The sequence below is a fragment of the Paraburkholderia sp. BGA-UO-ETr-F12 genome (genome assembly GCF_059567945.1).
On record NZ_JCAQOZ010000051.1, the window covers coordinates 83882 to 103004 of the forward strand.

At 59.9% G+C, this 19123-nt stretch carries 10 protein-coding genes and 1 pseudogene; 10 read left to right on the forward strand and 1 reads right to left on the reverse strand.

What is annotated here, in order from left to right; all coding sequences use genetic code 11:
• Nucleotides 1-56 precede the first annotated feature (56 nt).
• From AC57B6_RS22495 to AC57B6_RS22510, 4 genes are all read left to right on the forward strand, one after another.
• Nucleotides 57-11588: a two-partner secretion domain-containing protein gene (locus tag AC57B6_RS22495; RefSeq protein WP_496422137.1), complete on the forward strand. Its 11532-nt coding sequence runs from the start codon at nt 57-59 to the stop codon at nt 11586-11588.
• A 15-nt stretch (nt 11589-11603) separates the two neighbouring features.
• Complete coding sequence (locus AC57B6_RS22500) at nt 11604-12191, forward strand: hypothetical protein (protein ID WP_028196073.1); 588 nt, start codon at nt 11604-11606, stop codon at nt 12189-12191.
• Nucleotides 12192-12417: 226 nt separating this feature from the next.
• The gene (locus tag AC57B6_RS22505) at nt 12418-12705 is read left to right on the forward strand and encodes a hypothetical protein (RefSeq protein ID WP_106352237.1); all 288 of its coding nucleotides are present in this window, start codon (nt 12418-12420) and stop codon (nt 12703-12705) included.
• Between the two features lie 11 nt (nt 12706-12716).
• Nucleotides 12717-13097, forward strand: a complete 381-nt coding sequence (locus AC57B6_RS22510; RefSeq protein ID WP_106352236.1) for a hypothetical protein — start codon at nt 12717-12719, stop codon at nt 13095-13097.
• A gap of 962 nt (nt 13098-14059) precedes the next feature.
• Here the strand turns inward: AC57B6_RS22510 and AC57B6_RS22515 are convergent.
• Nucleotides 14060-14215 (reverse strand): hypothetical protein, encoded by a 156-nt coding sequence (locus tag AC57B6_RS22515; RefSeq protein WP_244207437.1) that lies wholly within the window; start codon nt 14213-14215, stop codon nt 14060-14062.
• Nucleotides 14216-14247: 32 nt separating this feature from the next.
• Here AC57B6_RS22515 and AC57B6_RS22520 point away from each other — a divergent pair.
• From AC57B6_RS22520 to AC57B6_RS22545, 6 genes and pseudogenes are all read left to right on the forward strand, one after another.
• A pseudogene (locus AC57B6_RS22520) lies at nt 14248-14490 on the forward strand (IS5/IS1182 family transposase); the annotation flags it as partial.
• Nucleotides 14491-15812: 1322 nt separating this feature from the next.
• Nucleotides 15813-16244 (forward strand): hypothetical protein, encoded by a 432-nt coding sequence (locus AC57B6_RS22525; RefSeq protein WP_144196321.1) that lies wholly within the window; start codon nt 15813-15815, stop codon nt 16242-16244.
• Nucleotides 16245-16294: 50 nt separating this feature from the next.
• Nucleotides 16295-16828: a hypothetical protein gene (locus AC57B6_RS22530; protein WP_144196319.1), complete on the forward strand. Its 534-nt coding sequence runs from the start codon at nt 16295-16297 to the stop codon at nt 16826-16828.
• Nucleotides 16829-17375: 547 nt separating this feature from the next.
• Complete coding sequence (locus AC57B6_RS22535; RefSeq protein WP_030102237.1) at nt 17376-17891, forward strand: hypothetical protein; 516 nt, start codon at nt 17376-17378, stop codon at nt 17889-17891.
• Between the two features lie 111 nt (nt 17892-18002).
• Nucleotides 18003-18350: a hypothetical protein gene (locus AC57B6_RS22540; protein ID WP_244207436.1), complete on the forward strand. Its 348-nt coding sequence runs from the start codon at nt 18003-18005 to the stop codon at nt 18348-18350.
• Between the two features lie 385 nt (nt 18351-18735).
• Nucleotides 18736-19047 carry a VENN motif pre-toxin domain-containing protein gene (locus AC57B6_RS22545; RefSeq protein ID WP_046572031.1) on the forward strand — a complete coding sequence of 104 codons (312 nt, stop codon included), beginning with the start codon at nt 18736-18738 and terminating at the stop codon, nt 19045-19047.
• The last annotated feature ends 76 nt before the right edge of the window (nt 19048-19123 follow it).

Below are 19123 nucleotides of genomic sequence, written 5' to 3' on the forward strand. Positions count from 1 at the left end.
ACGGCGCGGAAGAAGTGCCGGAAGTACAAGAAGAACCAAAAAAAGACGAGAGCACCATGAACGCGTCCACACGCAACGCTTTACGACAACTCGAGCAAAACCGTCAGGCACATGACGAGCGGCACGATCGCGGCATGCAGTCCGCGCGGCAGCGCTGGTCGCTGTCTATGCCTGCTCGTCCGTACCGCATGTGGCAGCGCGCGGTGTCGGCGCTGGTCGCGTTGATGCTGTTCGCCGGACCGCTCTCGATCACGTTCGAGCAAAGCCGCGACGCCGCGGGGGTTCTGGCTGCCGGCAGCCATCGTCTGGACGACGAGGCATGGCAACGCATCATTGACCTGAGCGCCGTGCGTATCCGCTTTGCGATGCAAATGGCGCAGGCCGCGCCGATTGTCGATCCGACAGCGCCGATCACGTTTCAACCGAAGATCACGCAGACCACCGGCGCAGGCGGCGGCGTGCCAGTCGTGAACATCACCGCGCCGAACGCAGCAGGGATTTCTCTCAACAAGTATCAGAGTTTCAACATCGATCCGGTCGGGCTGATCCTGAATAACAGCCTCATGGCCGGTACGTCGCTCACCGGCGGCGATCTGCAGGCGAATCCGAATCTCGTGGGCCGTACGGCGAGCGTGATCGTCAATCAGGTGACGTCAACGGGCGCCGCGTATGCAAGCTTGCTCAACGGGCCGCTCGAAGTGTTCGGTGCGCCCGCCACCGTCATCATCGCGAACCCCAACGGCATCACGACCAACGGTACGGGATTCACGAATACGATCGGCGTCACTTTGTCGACCGGTACGCCCCAATTTCTGAGTGATCTCAAGGGCACGGTTACCGACTTCGACAACGCGCAAGCGGTCGGTTATAGCGTGACCGGTGGCCATATCCAGATCGAAGGCAACGCGGGCGTGAATGGCCCCGGCGCCGGCATTGAAGGCACGGTCGGCACGATCGACCTGATCGGCGAAACCATCGGCATCAACGCGCCGTTGTACGCCGGCTCGCGGATCAACGCGATTGCCGGGCGACAGTTCGTGCTGCCGTCGGCGGTGAGCAATAGCGGCACCACGTATGCGATGTCCGCGAACGGTGCGGATAACTCCGCCAACGCGATCAATAGCGCCAACGGCCACGCCAATAACGGTCTCGCCATCGACGCCACCGCGTTCGGCGCGATGACCGCCGGCCAGATCCAGGTGATCGGCACGGCAGCCGGCATGGGCGTGCGCACCGATGCGCAAATGGCGGCGAATACCGGCGATCTGCTGCTGTCGTCGAATGGCGATCTGACGGTGAACGGCTCGGCCGCGCAACAACAAGCCACGCTGCAGGCGAGCGGCAATCTGTCGATGACCGGCGCCCACGTCGGCATCAGCGGCTACACGATCAATGCGAACGGCGACGTCACATCGACTGGCACGATTCAGACCGGCGGCAAGCTCGCCGTCACGGCGGGCGGCAACGTCAACGTGGCGAATGCGCAATCGAACGGCGACACGGCGGTCACGGGTGGCGCGAATGTCACACTTGGCGACGTGCAAACCGGCGGCGCGCTCGCCGTGACGGCGCAAGGCAACGATGGAACAGGCGACATCAACCTGAACGGCACCTCCGTGATGAGTGGCGCGACGAGCTTGCAAGCCGCGCGCGACATCAACGTGAACGGGCAGACCAACGGCAGTACGTTGCAAGCGATCGCGCAGCGCAACGTCAACGTGAACGGCGCGCTGCTGACGTCGAGCGATCTCGGCCTGAACGCGACGCAAGGCAACGTGACGAACAACGGAACTGTCAGGAGCGGCAGTAGCCTCGCGCTGACGTCCGGTCAGAACACGAACGTGGTTGGGCAGGCCACCGCGCAGAAAGCCGTCACGGTGACGACAGGCCAGGACTTATCGGTGAGCGGATCGCTTGCAAGCGGCACCACGCTCGCAGCCGATGTCGCGCGAGATATCTCGGTAGCGGGTTCGCTGCTCGTTGGCACCGATGCGCAAGTGAGCGCGGGGCGCAACCTCGACGTTCCGGGTGTGGTCATCGTGCAGCAGGATGGTGTGTTCAATGCTCAGAATAATCTCACCGGCAGTGGGTCGGTGGCGTTCGGCCAGAACGGCACGTTGACGACGGGACAGGACGTCGCCTTCACCGGCAAGCTGCTCGCCAATGGTCTGCAAGTGACGGCGGGCAATAACGCGAGCCTCGCCGATGTGCAGGCGGGTGGTGCATTCAACGTTGCGGCGAACGGCATCACCAGCAATCCCGCCGGTGGCGGTGACGTAACGTTCAACGGCAACGCGGCTTCGGTTGGAGCGGCGAACGTGCAGGCGGCACGCGATGTGATCGTCAACGGCACGCTGGCGGGTGGCTCGCAGGTCACGCTGACGGCGCAGCGCAACGTTGCCGTGGCCGCGGCGGGCACCATGCAGGCGGTCGGCGATCTGTCGGTCGCAGCGGTGAATGGCAGTGTGAATTCGAGCGGCACGTTGAACGGCGCGGCGAACCTCGTGGTCAATGGCGCGCAGGATGTCGCGTTGACGGGCGCGACGAGCGTAACCGGCGATACCACGCTGACGGCTGGACGTGACCTGACCATCGGCGGCACGCTGGCTGGACAGGGGGCGGCGACGCTCAGCGCGGGACATGACGTGATCGCGGGCGGCAGCAGTGGCTTCGTCAAGGATGTGAACGTCACCGCGGCGAACGATTTGTCGGTGAGCGGTGCGTTGCAAGGCGCCGGCGTCTCGCTGACTGCAGGTCATTCGGTCGCGCTGAACAACGTGCAGGCAAACTCGGCGCTTCAGGTTGCGGCGAACGGCGGCACGCTGGCGGTCAACGGCCTGGTTGCATCGTTGTCGACGGCGTCGCTGACTTCGAGCGGTGACACGTCGATCAATGGCGCGTTGCAGAGTGCGAACGCATCGAGCGTGACGAGCGGCGGTAACACGTCGATCGCGGGCAGCGTCGCATCGAATGGCAACGTCACGCTGACGAATGCGGCGGGCTCGCTGACGAGCACGGGCAACATTCAGTCCGGCGACAATCTGCTGATCAATGCGGCGCAATCTGTCGACCTCGGTACGCAGGGTACCTCCGCGCTTGGCGATCTGACCGTCAACGCCGGCCAGAATCTGACGATGAACGGCTCGGTGGTTGCGCAAGGAAACGGGACGTTGACGGCTGGCGGTGCAATTGCAGGCGCGGCGACCAGCGCGTTCGGCCTCGCGGCGAACGTCAGTTCCGGTGGCGACACGAATCTGACCGGTTCGCTGCGCGGCGGGACGGTGCAGACGAATGCGGGCGGCTCAGCGACGTTGCATGATGTGCAGGCGGCGTCGAGCCTCGCGCTTGCGGCGGCTCAGGATCTGAACATCACCGGTGCGGTCACCGGCGGCGCGGAGGTGGCGCTGAACGCCGGTCAGAACATCGGCATCAGCGGATCGATTCAATCGGCTAACGACACCACGCTGATCGCGCAGAACGGCAATGTCGGTTCGACGGGCACGATCGCGAGCAATGGCGCGTTCAACGCGCAGGCTGGCACCGACATCAACCTCGGCGGTACGACCACGGCTGCCCTCGATACGACGCTCAACGCAGCGCGCGACGTTAATGTGACTGGCATGCTTGCCGGGCAGGGGCAAGGCATTGTCACGGCGGGTCGTGACATAGGCGGCGCGGGTACGATGACTTTCACGCAGGCGGCCACGCTGAATGCGGGCCGTGACGTGGCGCAAGGCGGGTTGATCCAGGGCCAGGCGGTTCAGGTGGCCGCGGCGGGGAACATCGGTGTGAACAACGTCGAATCCGCCAGCACCGTCACGTTAAACGCGAACGGCACGAATACGGCTAATGGCCCCGGCAATCTCACGGTCAACGGTTCCGTTGCCGCAGCGGGTGCTGTGATGGCGATGGCGCAGAACGATGTGACCGTAGCGGCGACGGGCAAGATCGCGAGCGGCACGACGGTCGGCATTAATGCACAACACGATATCAACGTTGCAGGCGCGGTCGAGTCGGTCGGCGATGCGGTGCTCAATGCGCAGCAAGGCAGTTTGAACGCGACGGGCGGTATCAACAGCGGCGGCAAACTGACCATCACGACGGGTCTCGACCTGTCGCTCGGCGCGAGCACGAGTGCGATTGGCGATGCAACGTTGAGTGCGGGCCGCGATGCGCTGTTGAACGGTTTGCTGATTGGCCAGGCGAACGGCTTTGTGACGGCGGGCCGCGATATCGGCGGTGCCGGCACGCAGGCGTTCACGCAGGCGGCGAACTACACGGCGCAACGCGACATCGCGCTGACCGGGAGCATGCAGGCGAACGTTATCAGTGCGCTCGGTGGCAACAGCGCCACGCTGCACGACGTCAATTCGGCTACGACCTTGACGCTTACTGCTAACGGCAATGCAGGCGGCGGCGATGCGGCAATCACGGGTACGGCAACGGCGCCCGGTCTGGTCACGTTAAGCGGGGCGCGCGACGTGCTGGTCAGCGGTTCGTTGACGACCGGCGATTCGTTGACGCTTGCTGCACAACGCAACGTGACGGTGAGCGGTACGGTACAAACCACTGCGGGCGATCTCACTGCTACGGCGGCAACCGGCAGCATTGCGCTAACCGGCACCACGACCACGTCTGGCGCGCTGAATCTCACGTCCGCGCTCGATACGCAGCTCGGTGGCACGATCAACGCGGCGAGAGACGTGACCGTGCAGGCGGGCCGCGACATCATGCTGACCGGTGCGCTCGCGGGTCAATTTGGCGGCACGTTGACGGCATCGCACGATATCAACGGCGCGGGCACGGCGGCGTTTGCTCAGGCGGCGACGCTGAATGCTTCGCACGACCTCGCATTGACCGGTGCGCTGCAAGGCGCGAGCGTCACGGTGACGGGTGGCAACAACGCGGGCCTGGGCAGCGTGCAGGCGGTGACCGGCAATCTTGCCGTGACCGCGAATGGTAACGCTGGCGGCGGTGACGTGACGCTCGGCGACACGGCTACGGCGCTCGGCACGCTGGTGCTGCAGGCGGCACGCGATGTCGGCGTGGGCGGTGCGATTAACGCAGGCGGCACGACGACGATCGATGCCGCGCGCAATATCACGCTCGCCGACGTTAACTCGGCAGGCGATCTGACGCTGACGGCGACCAGCGGTAACGCGAGTGCGGCGAATGTCACGACGCAAGGCAATCTGAATGCGAACGTGGGGCAGGCGCTCACGTTCTCCGGCGCGACGACGGTGGGCGGCAATGCGCAACTCACGTCGGGCGGCGACATGACGCTGACGGGCGGCATCGGCGCGCAGAACGTGGGTAGTTTGACGGCGGGCGGTTCGATTAACGCGGGTTCTGTAGCTTTTGGCCAGCAGGCGACGTTGAACGCGGGCGGCAGCATCGGCGTGACCGGTGGTGTCTTAACGAACGGCGCATTGAATGCGACGGCGGGCAATGACCTCTCGATGGGTTCCGCGCAAGCCGGCGGCGCGATTGCGTTGCAGGCGCAAGGACACAACGGTGCAGGCGACGTGAATGTGGGCGGCACGCTCGCGTCCGGCTCGGCGGTCAGCGTGACGGCTGCGCGCGATGCGACGGTCGTCGGTAACGCTTCGGCGACTGACAAGCTCACCGTGACGGCGGGTCGCAACTTGACGACAAGCGGTACTGTCGGCGCGAATTCCGATGTCACGCTGACTGCGACGGGCGGCAATCTCAATGTCGGCGGCGCGGTGACCAGTCAGGGAAATTTGAAGGCCACTTCGGGCGGCACGCTGGCGCTGAATGGCGAACTCGTCAACGGCGACACGACGCTGACCGCCGGCGGCACCGCGACGTTGACCGGCTCGTTCCTCGGACTCGGCCTTGCGACGATCAACGCGGGCGGTTCGGTGAACGGTGGCGGCGCGCTGACGTTCGGTAAGGACATCACGATCGGCGCGGGTGCAGGCATCACGCTGGGCGGGATTCAGGGTGCGGGGCTGTTTACCGCGACGTCGGTCGGCGATATGTCGCTCGGCGCGACGACGGCGGTGGGTAATGTCACGGCCACGTCTACGGGTGGCAGTGTGAGTTTTGGTGGTGACCTGCAGTCCGGTGGCAACGTGGCGATTCAGGCTGCGCGAGATGCGAAGGTGACGGGCGCGGTGTCGTCGATGGGCACGGTGAATGTCACGGGGACGCAGGGCAACGTGACCGTGGCCGGCGTGTCGTCGAACGGCGATACGACGATGAGTGCCGGGCAGAAGCTCACGTTGAGCGGCAGCAGCACGGTGGCGGGGCAGTTTAAGTTGAGCGGCGGCAACGTCACGTTGAGTGGCTCGCAAGGTGGGTCGAAGAACGTTTCGGTGACCGCGCAGGGGACGCTCGATGCGAGTCAGGCGTCGATGGTGTCCACGGGGAATATGCAGTTCAGCGGTACGAATGTGACGCTGGGGACGGCGATTGTCGGCGGGGCGTTGACGGCGGCGGCCTCGAATCAGCTCTCGCTGGTTGGGTCGGCGGTGGATGTGGTTGGGGCCGCGACGCTGACTTCTGGGAATGGGTTCTATAACGCGAGCCAGGTGCTTTCAGGTGGGGCGCTGTATGTGTCCGCGCCGAATGTGACCAATGCGGCGAATGCATCGCTGGCGTCGACGAATACCACGACGGTCAACGCCACGAACTTCACCAACGCGGGTCTGGTGAACGGTTCGACAACCAATGTGACGGTGGCGGGCGGGCTGAACAACAGCGGCGGATCGTTGATGGCGGTGAACAGCCTGAACATCAACACCGGATCGCTGAACAATCAGAACGGGCTTATTTTTGCGGGCAATCCCAATGCGCCCGGTGGACCGACGACCGGCGACGTCTCATTGACGATCAATGGCGGCAACGGCTCCTTTTATAACCCGGGCGGTCAGTTGCTCGCGCAACGCAATATGGGCATCACTGCCACGAATATGGCGTTCGACCCGTCGCAGGGGACGATTAGCCAGGGCGGTCAGCTTTCGATTACCGCGGGGTCGATCAGCAACACTGGCACGTGGAATTACGGTGGCCAGAGTGTGACGCTGACTGGGCTGAACGGCATCAATAACTACGGCACGATGACGGGGACTGCGCCGCTGACGCTTGCGACCAATGGCACGTTCACGAACTTCGGGCAGGTCACCGGCAATGACGTGACGTTCAACGGCACCTTGAACAACGTGGCCGGCGCTGTAATGCATGCGGATGACACGCTGACGCTCAACGGCAACGCGACAAATCGTGGCACCGTGGAAGCGGGCAACCTGCTTTCGATCAACGGCGGTAACTACGACAACCAGGGTGCGACGACCCAGTCCAACGGCAACATGCAGTTCTCGCTGGGCGGCACGCTGCAGAATACGACGGGCACGATCTCGGCCGCGGGCAACATCACCATCAATGCGGGCACGGTCGTCAACAATGGTGTTCAGGGCGGTTTGACATCGTCTACGCAAGTGGTTTCGGCGGCCGATGACCCGTCACTGTATGGCTCGATAGTGGTCGGCACGCAGACGGTTTATGGGTTCACGGGCGGAAACGGCGGGTCGTATTACGACGCAACTTATACCTACAACGCGACCTTGTCCGACCTAGGCCCCGACCTGGCGAATGGCGTGCTCGACGTGGCGCACAACGCCGCCTTGACCGGCATGTATGGCGCACAACTCACAGAGCCGACGCAGGTCGGCAGCAATTTGCAGCAAGCCGGCGTTTCATATCAGACGATCGCTCTGCCGGGTATCGATCGCACTGTCACGGCGCCAGGCGCCGGCACGCCGGGCACCATCATGGCGGGGGGCAACATCACCCTGACCGCAGGCTCGCTGTCGAACGCCGACGGCATCATTTCTGCGGGCGGGAACGTCAACTTCAACCTGCAATCGCTGAATAACGGTTCGCTTGGAAACGTGACGGCCACGGTTGTGGACACGGTCGACCAAGCCCAGCTCACCGCCTTCATGGCTCAACTGAAAGCGCTTGGGACAGTCGGCCTTTATAACGCGCCGATCCCTTATGAACTCGGTGGATACGTGGGCGGTGAAACCACGGCTACGTTCAATTCAAACGCGCCGGTCCCTGCGAGCATCACAACCACGACCACTACGTTTGGTCAGCAAGGGCTGATCGTCGCTGGCCAGGACGTGAACCTGTCGGGCGGCAATCTCGTTAATAGCGGCAACATCTATGCGGGCCGCAACTTCAATGCGAGTGGAGCCCAGTCGTTCAGCAACCAGGGCGAGCGCATTACGTCGACGAGCAGTTCGCCAGGCTGCGCGACGGGCGTGTCGGCCAGCGAGTGCGCCGCTGGAATGGGTTATCGGGGAGATAATCCGACGACAACGAGTTTCAGCTACGCGCAGCAGAGCGCGACGATTTACGCCGGCAACGACCTCGTGATTGCCGCCGGCCAGGTCAGCAATACGTATGGCAACCTGCTCGCGGGTCACGACATCGTGATCGGCGGTGTCGGTACGACCGCGAGTTCGACAACTCCCGCGCAAGGACTGACCAACAGGTCAGGCAACATCGTGGCGGGCAATAACATCACGCTCAACGTGTCGGGCGCTATAACGAACACGCTGCCACCGCCGGTGCCTGTGCATCAGGATTACGGTTCGAAGGAACAGTATTCAGGTTGTATGACGGCGGGTGGCTACAGGGAGAGCTACTGCGAGGGTTATGTCGACCAGCAGTCAGGCAGTTCCTCGGTGATCAGCGCGGGCAATAACCTGCAGATCAATGCGGGCAGCCTAACCAACATCGGCAGTCTGATTACTGCCGGAACTGCGGCGACTATCGCGGTGGCGGGGCCGGTGGTGAATGAGGCACAGACGCTCAATGCTTACTGGCACTCGCACTGGGTGCAGCAAACCGGCATGTTCAGTTCGGACAAGCGTCACGACGTCTGGGCTTGCGGATCGCCGGCCGAATGCACGGCGCTCTACGGCAGTGCTTATACGAGCACGGGCGGTACGATCGATCCGCCACAACCGGTCGGCAACATCGCGGCCACGATTCAGGCGCCGAATCTGACGATTACGTCCGGCGGACAGATTCAGAATGTCGGCAATGTGATTGGCACGTCGGTGACGCTGACCGGCCAGAAGCTGATCAATGGCATCACGACGGCCAACACCTATACGCCGCGTGTTAATGGGCCGTCACAGGTTATTTCGCTCAGCCCGGTGAATATGCCAGGCATCAGCATCACGCTGCAGCATCAGGTGGGCGGCGCAATCCCGACTGCGGTGGCGGGAACGGCTTCGTATGTCGATAGTTCGCTCGGCACGTCGACGCTTGGCAACCTGGGTCCGCAGAATTTGCTCAATGCGCTTCCGTCCAATCTTCAGCCGAGTTCCACGCTGTTCTATTACAACCCGCAGGAAGAAGACCTGATGCTGCAGCAGGCAGCATTGCAGCAAACCGGCAAGGCCAGCTTTATAGACGGGCTGACGTACGACAGCAAGACCGGCACATCCGTGACGGAACAGGAGAAGCAGTACCTGTACCAGAACGCACTCGACTATGCGACGACGAACAATCTGCAACTTGGCGATGCGCTGACGCAGACGCAGATCAACGCGCTCGACAAGCCGATGCTCTGGTACGTCGAGCAGACTGTGCCGGACCCGACGTGTACGGCGACGGGGCCAGCGCTGAATACGTGTCCGACCATCACGGCACTGATGCCGCAGGTCTATCTGCCGAGCAATACGAGTGCGATGTCGGCTGGCGGCAATATCTCAGGCCAGAACGTCACGCTCAATTTCGACAAGGGTAGCGGCGGCAGCATTCTGAATACCGGAAGCATTACTGCTTCGGACACGCTGACGGTCAATACCGACACATTGACCAACCAGGCGAACCAGGTCGACGTCGGGCAGATCTGGGCCAAGGTCAAGGGCGGTTACGTCGATACCACGGGTACGACGGTTCAGCCGGGCGGCTTCATGAGCGCGGCGAACATGGATCTCAACGTGCAGACGTTGGATCAGATCGGCGGTGCACTGCAGAAGCTCAACGCGGACGGCACGGTCGATCAGGCTGGTACGCAGCAGGTGCTGGCTGCGCTTCAGCAACAGCTCGGTACGAACTTCACGCAGACAGCGGTTAGCGACAACCTGCACACGGACTTTGTGAAGGACGGTGGCGGGCTACCGACGTTCATGGTGGCGGCTATTGCGATTGCGGCGTCGATTGTGACGGCGGGGGCAGCAGCGGCCGCAATGGGCGTCGAATTGGCGGCCATGTCACTTCCGATGGCGATGACGGTGGGCGCGCTTAGCGCAATGGCAGGAAGTGCCGCTGGGCAACTTGCATCTGGCCAGGGGTTCAATTTCGGGCAAATGCTTGAAGCCGGGGCGACGGGAGCGTTGACTGCTGGTGCATTCTCTGCGCTCGGTGCTGGAACGCAGGGCCTTCAACAGATCGGTAGCAATATTGCGAACGGCACTGCATCTGCGACCGAAGTCGGGCAGGCGTTGGGGACAATTGCTGAGCGAGGGTTGGTGACAGCTGGTATCGACACTGCTGTGTATGGAGGCAGCTTCGGTCGGGCCTTTGAGAACAGCGTAATTGCGGATGCAGGCGTCGTGGGTGCAAGCGCGATCGGCACCGAATTCAATGGTCAAAATGGCAATCCAGACCCCTCCAGTCCGTTGTATGTCGCGAGCCATGCAGCTTTGGGATGCGCCCTGTCGTCGGCAAGCGGGACTGGATGTGTCGGCGGTGCAATTGGCGGGGCGGCTAGTGCGATCGTTGCCCCGGATGTGATCAAGGCGATTGATCCGACCGGTGTTGACCTGACAACGGGACAGACAGCGCTGGTGACGGCAATCTCGACGCTGGTTGGTGGGGGCATAGCGTCGGCGGCGGGGCTGAATGTTCAAGGAGCCGTGAGCGCAGCACAGAACGAGGCACTGAACAACTCGACTCAGGACCCGCAAGCAGCGGCAAAAAGTGGAGGGCTGACCAAAGCCCTCATTGCCGCAGCATATACGCTCATGCCGTGGTTGCCGGGTAATCCAGCGGGGCAGGCAGTTACCTCGGTGGTCCTTTCGAATGCGAAAGACCTGGTCGGACAAATTCCGTCGCCCAATGGGCCTAATCCGCCCTCAACGGGTGCAGCACCCGTGACGGTCTGTGATCCGCCGTTCTGCTATGTGTCCGTGTCCCCGGGATGGGCCGGCGGCCCGTCCAGTCCGCTTCTTTCGAAAGGCGGCGATAATGGTGAGGGTGAACTGGAGGGCAGTACTGGAAGCTCTGCCACCGGTCAGGCACCTGCCACAAACAGCACGGCTGCGGGTCCGTTCTCGACGTACGATACGTCTATTACGAACGCAGGAAGCGAGTATCTGAACGTAAAGACCAACGTTACCGCAGACCAGTTTGAGTCAAATTTGATCTCGAACGGGTATAGCGTTACTAACCAAGGTACCAACAAGAATGGTTCCTTCACCGTCCTGAATAACGGTACCTCGACGTATACCATTTATACGCGCACGACAACGGGGCAAGCCGGAGGGCAATACTTCGGGCCGGGCGGTGTGTCGGCAAAGTTCTCTCTTAATCCGAAGTAGCCGGGAGATATTGATATGAAGAAGATAAGTGCTGGTGCCCGATTGGCAGCATTTGAAAACGTAACGGAATCGGTAAGCTTTGATACTTTGCTACCTTCCTTGGTGTTCACCGGAGCATGGGGAAAGTTCCTCTTTTGTGAGTCTGATCGCATCTTTGGTGCACACTTTGTCGGTGCTGTGACGGAGTTGATGCGCTTGGAAGGCGGCACGGTAGCGTGCCTTGTTAACCTCGATCTAACTTCTGTTTTGGAGTTCGAGCGTGTCGCAGCAATTTACGTAGATCGAGCCATGACCACCGAACAATACATCGACGCTCTACAGTCAGGTGGTCCGGAGAGTGGTTGGCTTTACAGGGTAGATAGGTATGCCTGTGCCTCCGACGCGGGCTCATGGTGCATTTACTGCGAGAAGAGTAACGATGTCGCGGTAATCGCGTTACGTGATAGTTCAGATGTCGACCGGTTCCGTGGCGCGCTTGCGCAGCTATGGGCTAAACCCATAGAGGAATTGGTTGACGGAGGCACCTCTCCGCTCTTTCCGTTTGATAAGTTGGTGCCGGATTGGCGAAAGGGGCTAATCGACGCCTATGGAAATGGCCCATAGCGCGATGGTTTGCGACGGGTAGTGCACGGCGTAGTGTCGCTCGCTCGCGCTTGTGATTTGTTGCCACAAACACGTCTGGCGACGCCGCGCGGCTCTAGAGGGCAGTACTGGAAGCTCTGCCACCGGTCAAGCACCTGCCACAAACAGTACACCGGACGCACCCGTTTACAATACTCAAGGTGCGGCGAGAGCGACGGCGAACAGCGGCAACTGGTCAAGCGGCTCGTTGAGCGAAACCGTACAGAACATTGTGGGATCAAATCCACAAGTGACGTACACGGAATCTGGGAAAACGATCTATACGAATCCGACCACAGGCATGTCTGTGGTGTACGACAACGCTGGAAATTACTATCGCGTGCAGAATGCTGCCGGTCAGTATCTTGATCAGAGCGGCAATGTGAGCCCGAACAACGTTCCACTGATTGGTCCGAATAAGACGACGCAAACAGGCGTTCCGTCGGGTGTGCGGAATGGCTTAACGCACTTCAACAATACCGATCCGGTCAAGTAAGGGGTTATGCCATGCGGATGCAGGAATCTCTGGTGTCGATGGACGAAGGGGCGGCGCAGCTACGCTTGTCAGGCCCACTATCGGAGTGGTTGTTCTCGTCGAAATTCTGGTCTGACTTCAACGCCAAACACGGCACTATGTTCGATCAGTTTGAAGAGGACGAGGCTGACGTGACGGTAGTGAATGCAGTTGTTGAGGCTTTAGACGGGAGAATTCGTGCTTTGCGGGAACTGGATGCATGTAATGTTGAATTCGTATATCGTTGGGCATCCGAACACAAGCCCCTGACAACGAGTGTACCGAGAGAGTTGTTGCTGTCAGAGCTCGCACGGTTTCGCGACTTCCTTGTTGACGCGGTAGCGAAGAATCGCTGTGTGACCTTCTCACTTTGAGCATTCTGCGCACGGACAGCGAAGGATAGGCACTCGGGTTATTGCCCGGACAGCAGCAGTGAGACGAACCCGGCCAAGCGCCGGGTTCGTGCTTTATGGCGTCGGCGAGCATCGCGGCGCTGTCGTCCGGTTTGTGCAATTCATGGTGGTCGTGTGTGCGGTAACGGAGGGCTAGAAAAGCCTCTTTGCGACTTCCCTGCGGAAGTCCTCGTTGCAGTGCATTTGCTTCGAAGTCTGCATCGCACTCTGTATCCACTCGGTGGCTGAATCCCGCATTGTGTCCTGCTGCGTGACGGGCGGCGGTGCCGTGGAAATACCCGAATTGCCGGGCGGTGCCGAGCCGTCGCCGGCCAGGGTAATTGCGGATTGTTCGTTACGGTTCAACATCAAAACCTCCCCTGTTTAAGCTTCACACATGACGCATGCTGCCGTGCGAGATCAAAACCATCGGTAAGCCAATGATTGTGCGCCGGAAAATGCGTCAGACAAAGGTTTTTTGCGATGTGGGCCATGCGACCTCGAATTAGCCGAAACCCCCTGCGGGTAAAGGAGTCTGGCGTGTCTGCCATTGTCTGACACGGGTGCGAAAAAGGCCCGGTGAGGTGCGGGGCTCGCGATGAATGCTATCGTGTTCGCCATGGCAACCGGGGCAGTGGAAATGGGCGAGAAGCGGAGGCACGCCGGGTACGTTTACAAATCGCACCGCGATTCGAAACGTAGCCCTATGGTGCGCTTGCAGAGCCGAACGAACTGTGTCATCACGAAAGACTCTTACAGAGCTGGGTTGATTCGGATCTCGCACTTGTCCCCGTCCAAGCGCTCGGGCGAGAGCGGAACGCCAAAAATAGCCGTCGGTGTCTGTCGTTCAGGTTTCTACAAAAAAAAAAGAGGCTCTGTGAGTTCCAGAGCCTCACGCGCTGACAAGGCGTCGGCGTCGTTTTCACATCGCCATGTGGCGTTGGTCAGCGATCCTCCCGCCAGCCGTTGTCCGTCTTGACCATCGAGAGTTTGCCGGTAAAGTTCTCCTCGATGCTGTCCGCGTACTGCTCGACGGCTTCGTTACCGTTAAACAAGTTATCGAGCAGTGACGAGTTGACGTTGGGGCAGGTTTGCCGCATGGCACGCTCCATCGCAGCCTTTGCAGTCCGCGGTGCGCCTGTACGAGAAGATCGCCCTCCTGCGCCAGCAGATGCGTGAACTCAAGCAGATCCGCGAGCAATTGAAGAGGCAACCGGACAAACAGCTATCCCTTACAGATCCCGATTCCCGTTCCATGAACAGCGGCGGCAAAAGAGCCGGAACAGTAGGCTACAACGTACAGGCCGCCGTGGACATGAAGCACCACCTGATCGTCGAACACGAGGTGACCAATGTCGGAGGCGATCATGGACAGCAGTACGGCGTGTCACTGCCCGAGCGACATCCCGCCCGGAGTAAGGCGCAAGGCCGACTGTGCTCGATCTTACTGAGAGGCGCATATTCCCTGCGCGTCCATTTAAATGGAGGTCGCCACGGGCTCCCGCTACCGCCTCTGAGGGTCCGCTTCCGGGAAGTGTGACTTACCGGGACGGACCGGCTACGGAAGTTCGGCCACGACGTGCGTGCGACGATCGCCTGCGTTGGCCAGAGGACCGGGTTCGGCCAGGAAGCGCCAGTCGCTAGAAGCATCGGGCAGACATTCCGGTGGCCATCGCGTTCCGAAAGCGGCCATTTGACCGGTCCGCTCAAATTTTACACTCAACCCGTGTACGAGTCGGCTGTCCACGTCGCGTTGATTACACGTCGCCCCGCATCTGGGCCGCATTCGTACCACTCATGTCCGGCACATACAGGCCGGCGCGGGCCAACTGCGAGGCTTTGCGCGGGGTGCATCCTCTTACGGGATGGGTGTAATCTTGCGGATTTCGTTATTGTCATAATCCGAAAACAGCCGGGCATTCAGGTAGCTAACTGTGTGACGAAGCGTCCCGCTCGCCTCTGCGCAAAACAGCTGCAGTCTTCTTGGCTAACCAGTATCGCCATTCTTTCGTCCTTGCCCATATCACTCGGCGATCGTATTCGTGTACAAGTTGAGTAGATCTGGTTGCTATGCAGGATGTCACCAGTCCCGACCGACGATTCTTTCGAAGATATCGTCGGCTTCTCGACGCAATCTTGCCGCGTTGCTTCCCATGGCAGTGGCGAACTGAAGTTGTACTTCAAGATACTGTCTTGCATCAACGTCTATCGGTGCTCTTTCCTTCTGCCAGGCAACCGTTATGGGTTATTCGACGCCTGCCCTAGTTCAAATGGCTGTGAGTATGCTGCGGCGCGTGCGGTGCTGCCCGGGTTTTGTGCGGATTCTTGCTGGGCCGCCGACGCGGCAGATTTGGATGCTGTCTAACGCCGGCCAGCATCGACGAACCAGGCTCCTTAAGCTACCACTTCGTTGGCGTCAGCAGACCGTCGTGAAATCTCGACAGCGGGAATACAGTCAACATCCGTACGTCAGTGGAATGTCATGCTCGATTCAAGTCCGTCGCGATTTGTGCCGTTATTGCCAGTGTCGAATGAGCGAGACTCCATCCAATAGTGGGAAATGTAACGTTGAAAAAAACCATATGCGCGGTCGCGCTGCTCGCGTTTGCAGGATGCGCGTCCCGACCACCGATAGCATTCGAGCCACCGGCGCCAGCAGATTGCTGCGGCTCCTGGCGACAGGTCCATTTCGAACAAATGAACTCGACCCAGGTGAGCGGCATTTCAATCAGTACCGGACGCAGTCCTACATTCGATTTTCCCGAAGGGCGCTCAACATTTGTCGCTTACAAGTTGCCTGATGTCAAGGTTAAGTCGATGACGGTTGAAACGTACGTGAGTTCGGGTTGGCTACCGATGGCCACGGTGTTTCGTCCGAGGGCCTTGTTCCTCGACGCGGGGTTACAAGAGGCAGGAACCAGTAAGCTTGAACCAATGAAACGGGCAGCAAAGTACCTGCAAGGGGAGTATTACCAAGCAACAGCAGATGTTCCAGCGAACGCAACCTACGTTGTCATTTTCGGCGCATCTTCCGCAAATACTGACCGACTCGTGGCGTATTCCGAGAATGGCTCAATGTACGGACTTCCCAACGCCTACGAAGGCAAGATTTCCATCCTGTTGAAATGAACCTACAAAAAACGTCTGCCGTTTTCCGGCTCGTCTTGTCGAACATTATCGTGGCATCGCTGCTGACGGCCTGTGTACCACATTTGCTGACGACTGATATCAACCTCCAGCCGGGCGACACTACCGCGCGACTCAGAATCCGCTTCGCGGGAGACGGAGCGTTAAGCGTCGTCCAGTTTGCTCCTTCAAAGTGTTATGCGTACTCAGACCGGGCAGTCAGGTCGCTTACAACTATCAACAAAGGCGAGCACACTTTGATTGACCTCAGTCTCATTTCCACGTCGAAATTGGGCATGCCGAATGACCTGGACGGTGTTCCAAAGAACTCGTACGAGGAGATTCTGGTGAAGGCTGGAACGCCTCTCGATTTTGGGGTTAGCTGGTTTGGCGGCGACCAATTCGTGACCTACCGTGGAAACGGAATCGGAGAGTTCGTGCCTGAGACAGGCAAAGACTATGAACTAAAGGTCGTGGTTGCCCCCAGGATGCCAATGCACCTTCTGGTCGAGGAACTGCAAGTATCCGACGGCAACATCGTGCGGGTGCCGGTGACGATGAACAAGGTACACCTGTGTGGCACCTGAGCAGCGGGATATCCGCACGGTGACGTCGAGCGAACAGGCGGCAGGCAGTTTGCGCCGAAGCGCCGAAAGCTGTCAGTGTCAGCCATGCCGACAGTGCTATCGCGACGCGTGAGTGTTGCATTGGTCTTTTGTTCTACTGGTGATTATTGATCTGACTGCCTGGCGCTTTTCACGGCCCCCGTTTTGTCGCGGCCTCTGCGTCAGACGACGGACATTTAGGTGCGTAATGCGTTCGCACTGGTTCGTCCAGTCCACTGTGGTCGTTCCACGTCCCATGTGGCGATCGTCCTGGCTAATTCGGCCAGGACGAGACATTCGACACCACCACCTGAATTGGTGACGATTCACGCACCTCAAGCGATCGAGATTATAAAAGCGGGGCAAATTTGCCGACGATGCTTGATCTTGCCAACGTTGATGACATCGATTACGGCTCATGCGAAGGACAGACGAGCCGGTCTTACGCGTTCCGGACCGGTGATGCGTGCCTCGGTGAACTTAATCTTGGATTACCTGTCAGCAACGATCTTCAATCTACAATCGCTGCATGGCCATTTTCGCGATGAACTTGCAACCCTTTTCCGGAACACAAATTTTGGTTAAAAATCGATGGATCGGAGTGGTATTCGCGCTTTGCAGCGCTAATGCCTGGGCGCAATTTGACGGCGCGAACAAAAATGATATTTTGACCGTCTCGGGGCCTTTGCAGATCGTCAAGCTTGCGCGCCCTGCGCCGGACGGCGCGAACTTCAGAGCGACTTTGAACGGTTCGCCGTTCGACCAGCTTTACGGTCTCCGCTTCATTTACTATACCGATTCGCCTGCGGAAGGCAAACCCGCCTCGCGCGTCGTCATTGAAGACTTTATTAATAGTTTTTCAGACGCACCGTCGGTCATCCTGTACGACTTCCAAAAGAAGCCAGCTACCGCGTTGCCCATCAGTGACAGGCTCGATGTCGACGACGTTCGCTGGACCAATAATTCCGTTGAGCTGAGTGCAAACGGCCAGTGGTTTGCATTCTCAGGTCACAAGTTGACCCGCATTCACCCCGTAGGCCAATGACAACGACGCCCGAAGATTTTCGATTCTCGTTTTTTCCGCGTGGTTGGCTATTAGATACGGTCTCCAGCCGATACTCAGGGCGCTAACGAGTGAAACTAAAGACGACCATACATGAAAATAGCGATCAAGCACATGATGCGCGCCGTCGGGGGCTGCCTTTTGGTTCTTACAGCGGCGTGGCTTTTCATATCGACCGATATACCTCGCGCGCCAAGCGTGCCGCCCGGGAGCCGTGAGTGGATCGCCTACGTTAGTGACCGTTATTTCGACATTTCGGATGGGGAAGGACACGGCCCCGATCCGGGGAGCGAGGAATGGCTGCACAGCGTGGAGAGGCAAGCGAAACTTCAAGACCACAACGATCTTCCATTTATCGAAGGCTGCAAGTTGGTCCAACAGCAGCTCGTGCGGCATGTTTTCATCCTCAACCGGCCACTGGGCTGGATTTTCATGCTGTGAAAGAGACTGATGGGGATGGGTTAAGCCCCGCGAGGAAAAGACTGGAGCCTTTCAGTCTCGCGCTTGTCGGCAGGACACTCTCCGCTCGTACGCGACTCGCCGCGCGGGAGAGTGCTGCTTTGCCAGTCATTCTGCGTGGGCCGTAGGCACGCGTGCAATCGGCGCCTCGACGTTTCTTCCAATTCACTTTTCTGCCGGGGCTTAGGCGAGCCGTAACTTCGCCGGTTCGAACGGAGCAGCTATGACTGTCCGCTAACGAGAATCCCAGAGGTCCGCTCCGGGTCCGCGTGCTGTTGATCGCGACCGTGCGAGATTCGGGCGGTCTATGGCGTCTTGCATGAGGTAGAGATCGTTAACGGTTACCGCCCTCCTAGCCGGTGATGCATTGGGCATTCAGACAAACGCGGGCCGCGCTAATCCTGGCAATCAGTCGATCGTGACGGCGGCGTCAATGCTCGTGACCGGCCTGATTGCCGGTGCGACGGGCGAAAATGTCCAAGGTGCGGCCGCTGCGGCGCAGAACGAGGCTCTAAACAACTATCTGTCGAAGAAGCAGGAGGCCGACAAAGCGGCCGCGGACCAGAATTGCGGGTCGAATTGTGACCAGGTCGATGCGGCGTTCAAGAGCCTGTCGGATGCAAATAACGCTGCTCTCGCATCGTGTCTCGCTAAAGGAAGCTGTCGAAGGACTGGGTGACGTCGGTACTGGGTAATCTTGACCCTGCATCGCCAGCGTATCAGGCGGTTCTCAAGGCGCAAGCCAACGGGACGTT

Excerpts from the sequence above, each read along its gene's own strand:
- AC57B6_RS22540 (WP_244207436.1), top strand. The coding sequence starts at position 18,003 with ATGAAAATAGCGATCAAGCACATGATGCGCGCCGTCGGGGGCTGCCTT.
- AC57B6_RS22510 (WP_106352236.1), top strand. The coding sequence starts at position 12,717 with ATGCGGATGCAGGAATCTCTGGTGTCGATGGACGAAGGGGCGGCGCAG.
- AC57B6_RS22515 (WP_244207437.1), bottom strand. The coding sequence starts at position 14,215 with ATGCGGCAAACCTGCCCCAACGTCAACTCGTCACTGCTCGATAACTTG.
- AC57B6_RS22525 (WP_144196321.1), top strand. The coding sequence starts at position 15,813 with ATGAACTCGACCCAGGTGAGCGGCATTTCAATCAGTACCGGACGCAGT.
- AC57B6_RS22495 (WP_496422137.1), top strand. The coding sequence starts at position 57 with ATGAACGCGTCCACACGCAACGCTTTACGACAACTCGAGCAAAACCGT.
- AC57B6_RS22500 (WP_028196073.1), top strand. The coding sequence starts at position 11,604 with ATGAAGAAGATAAGTGCTGGTGCCCGATTGGCAGCATTTGAAAACGTA.
- AC57B6_RS22535 (WP_030102237.1), top strand. The coding sequence starts at position 17,376 with ATGGCCATTTTCGCGATGAACTTGCAACCCTTTTCCGGAACACAAATT.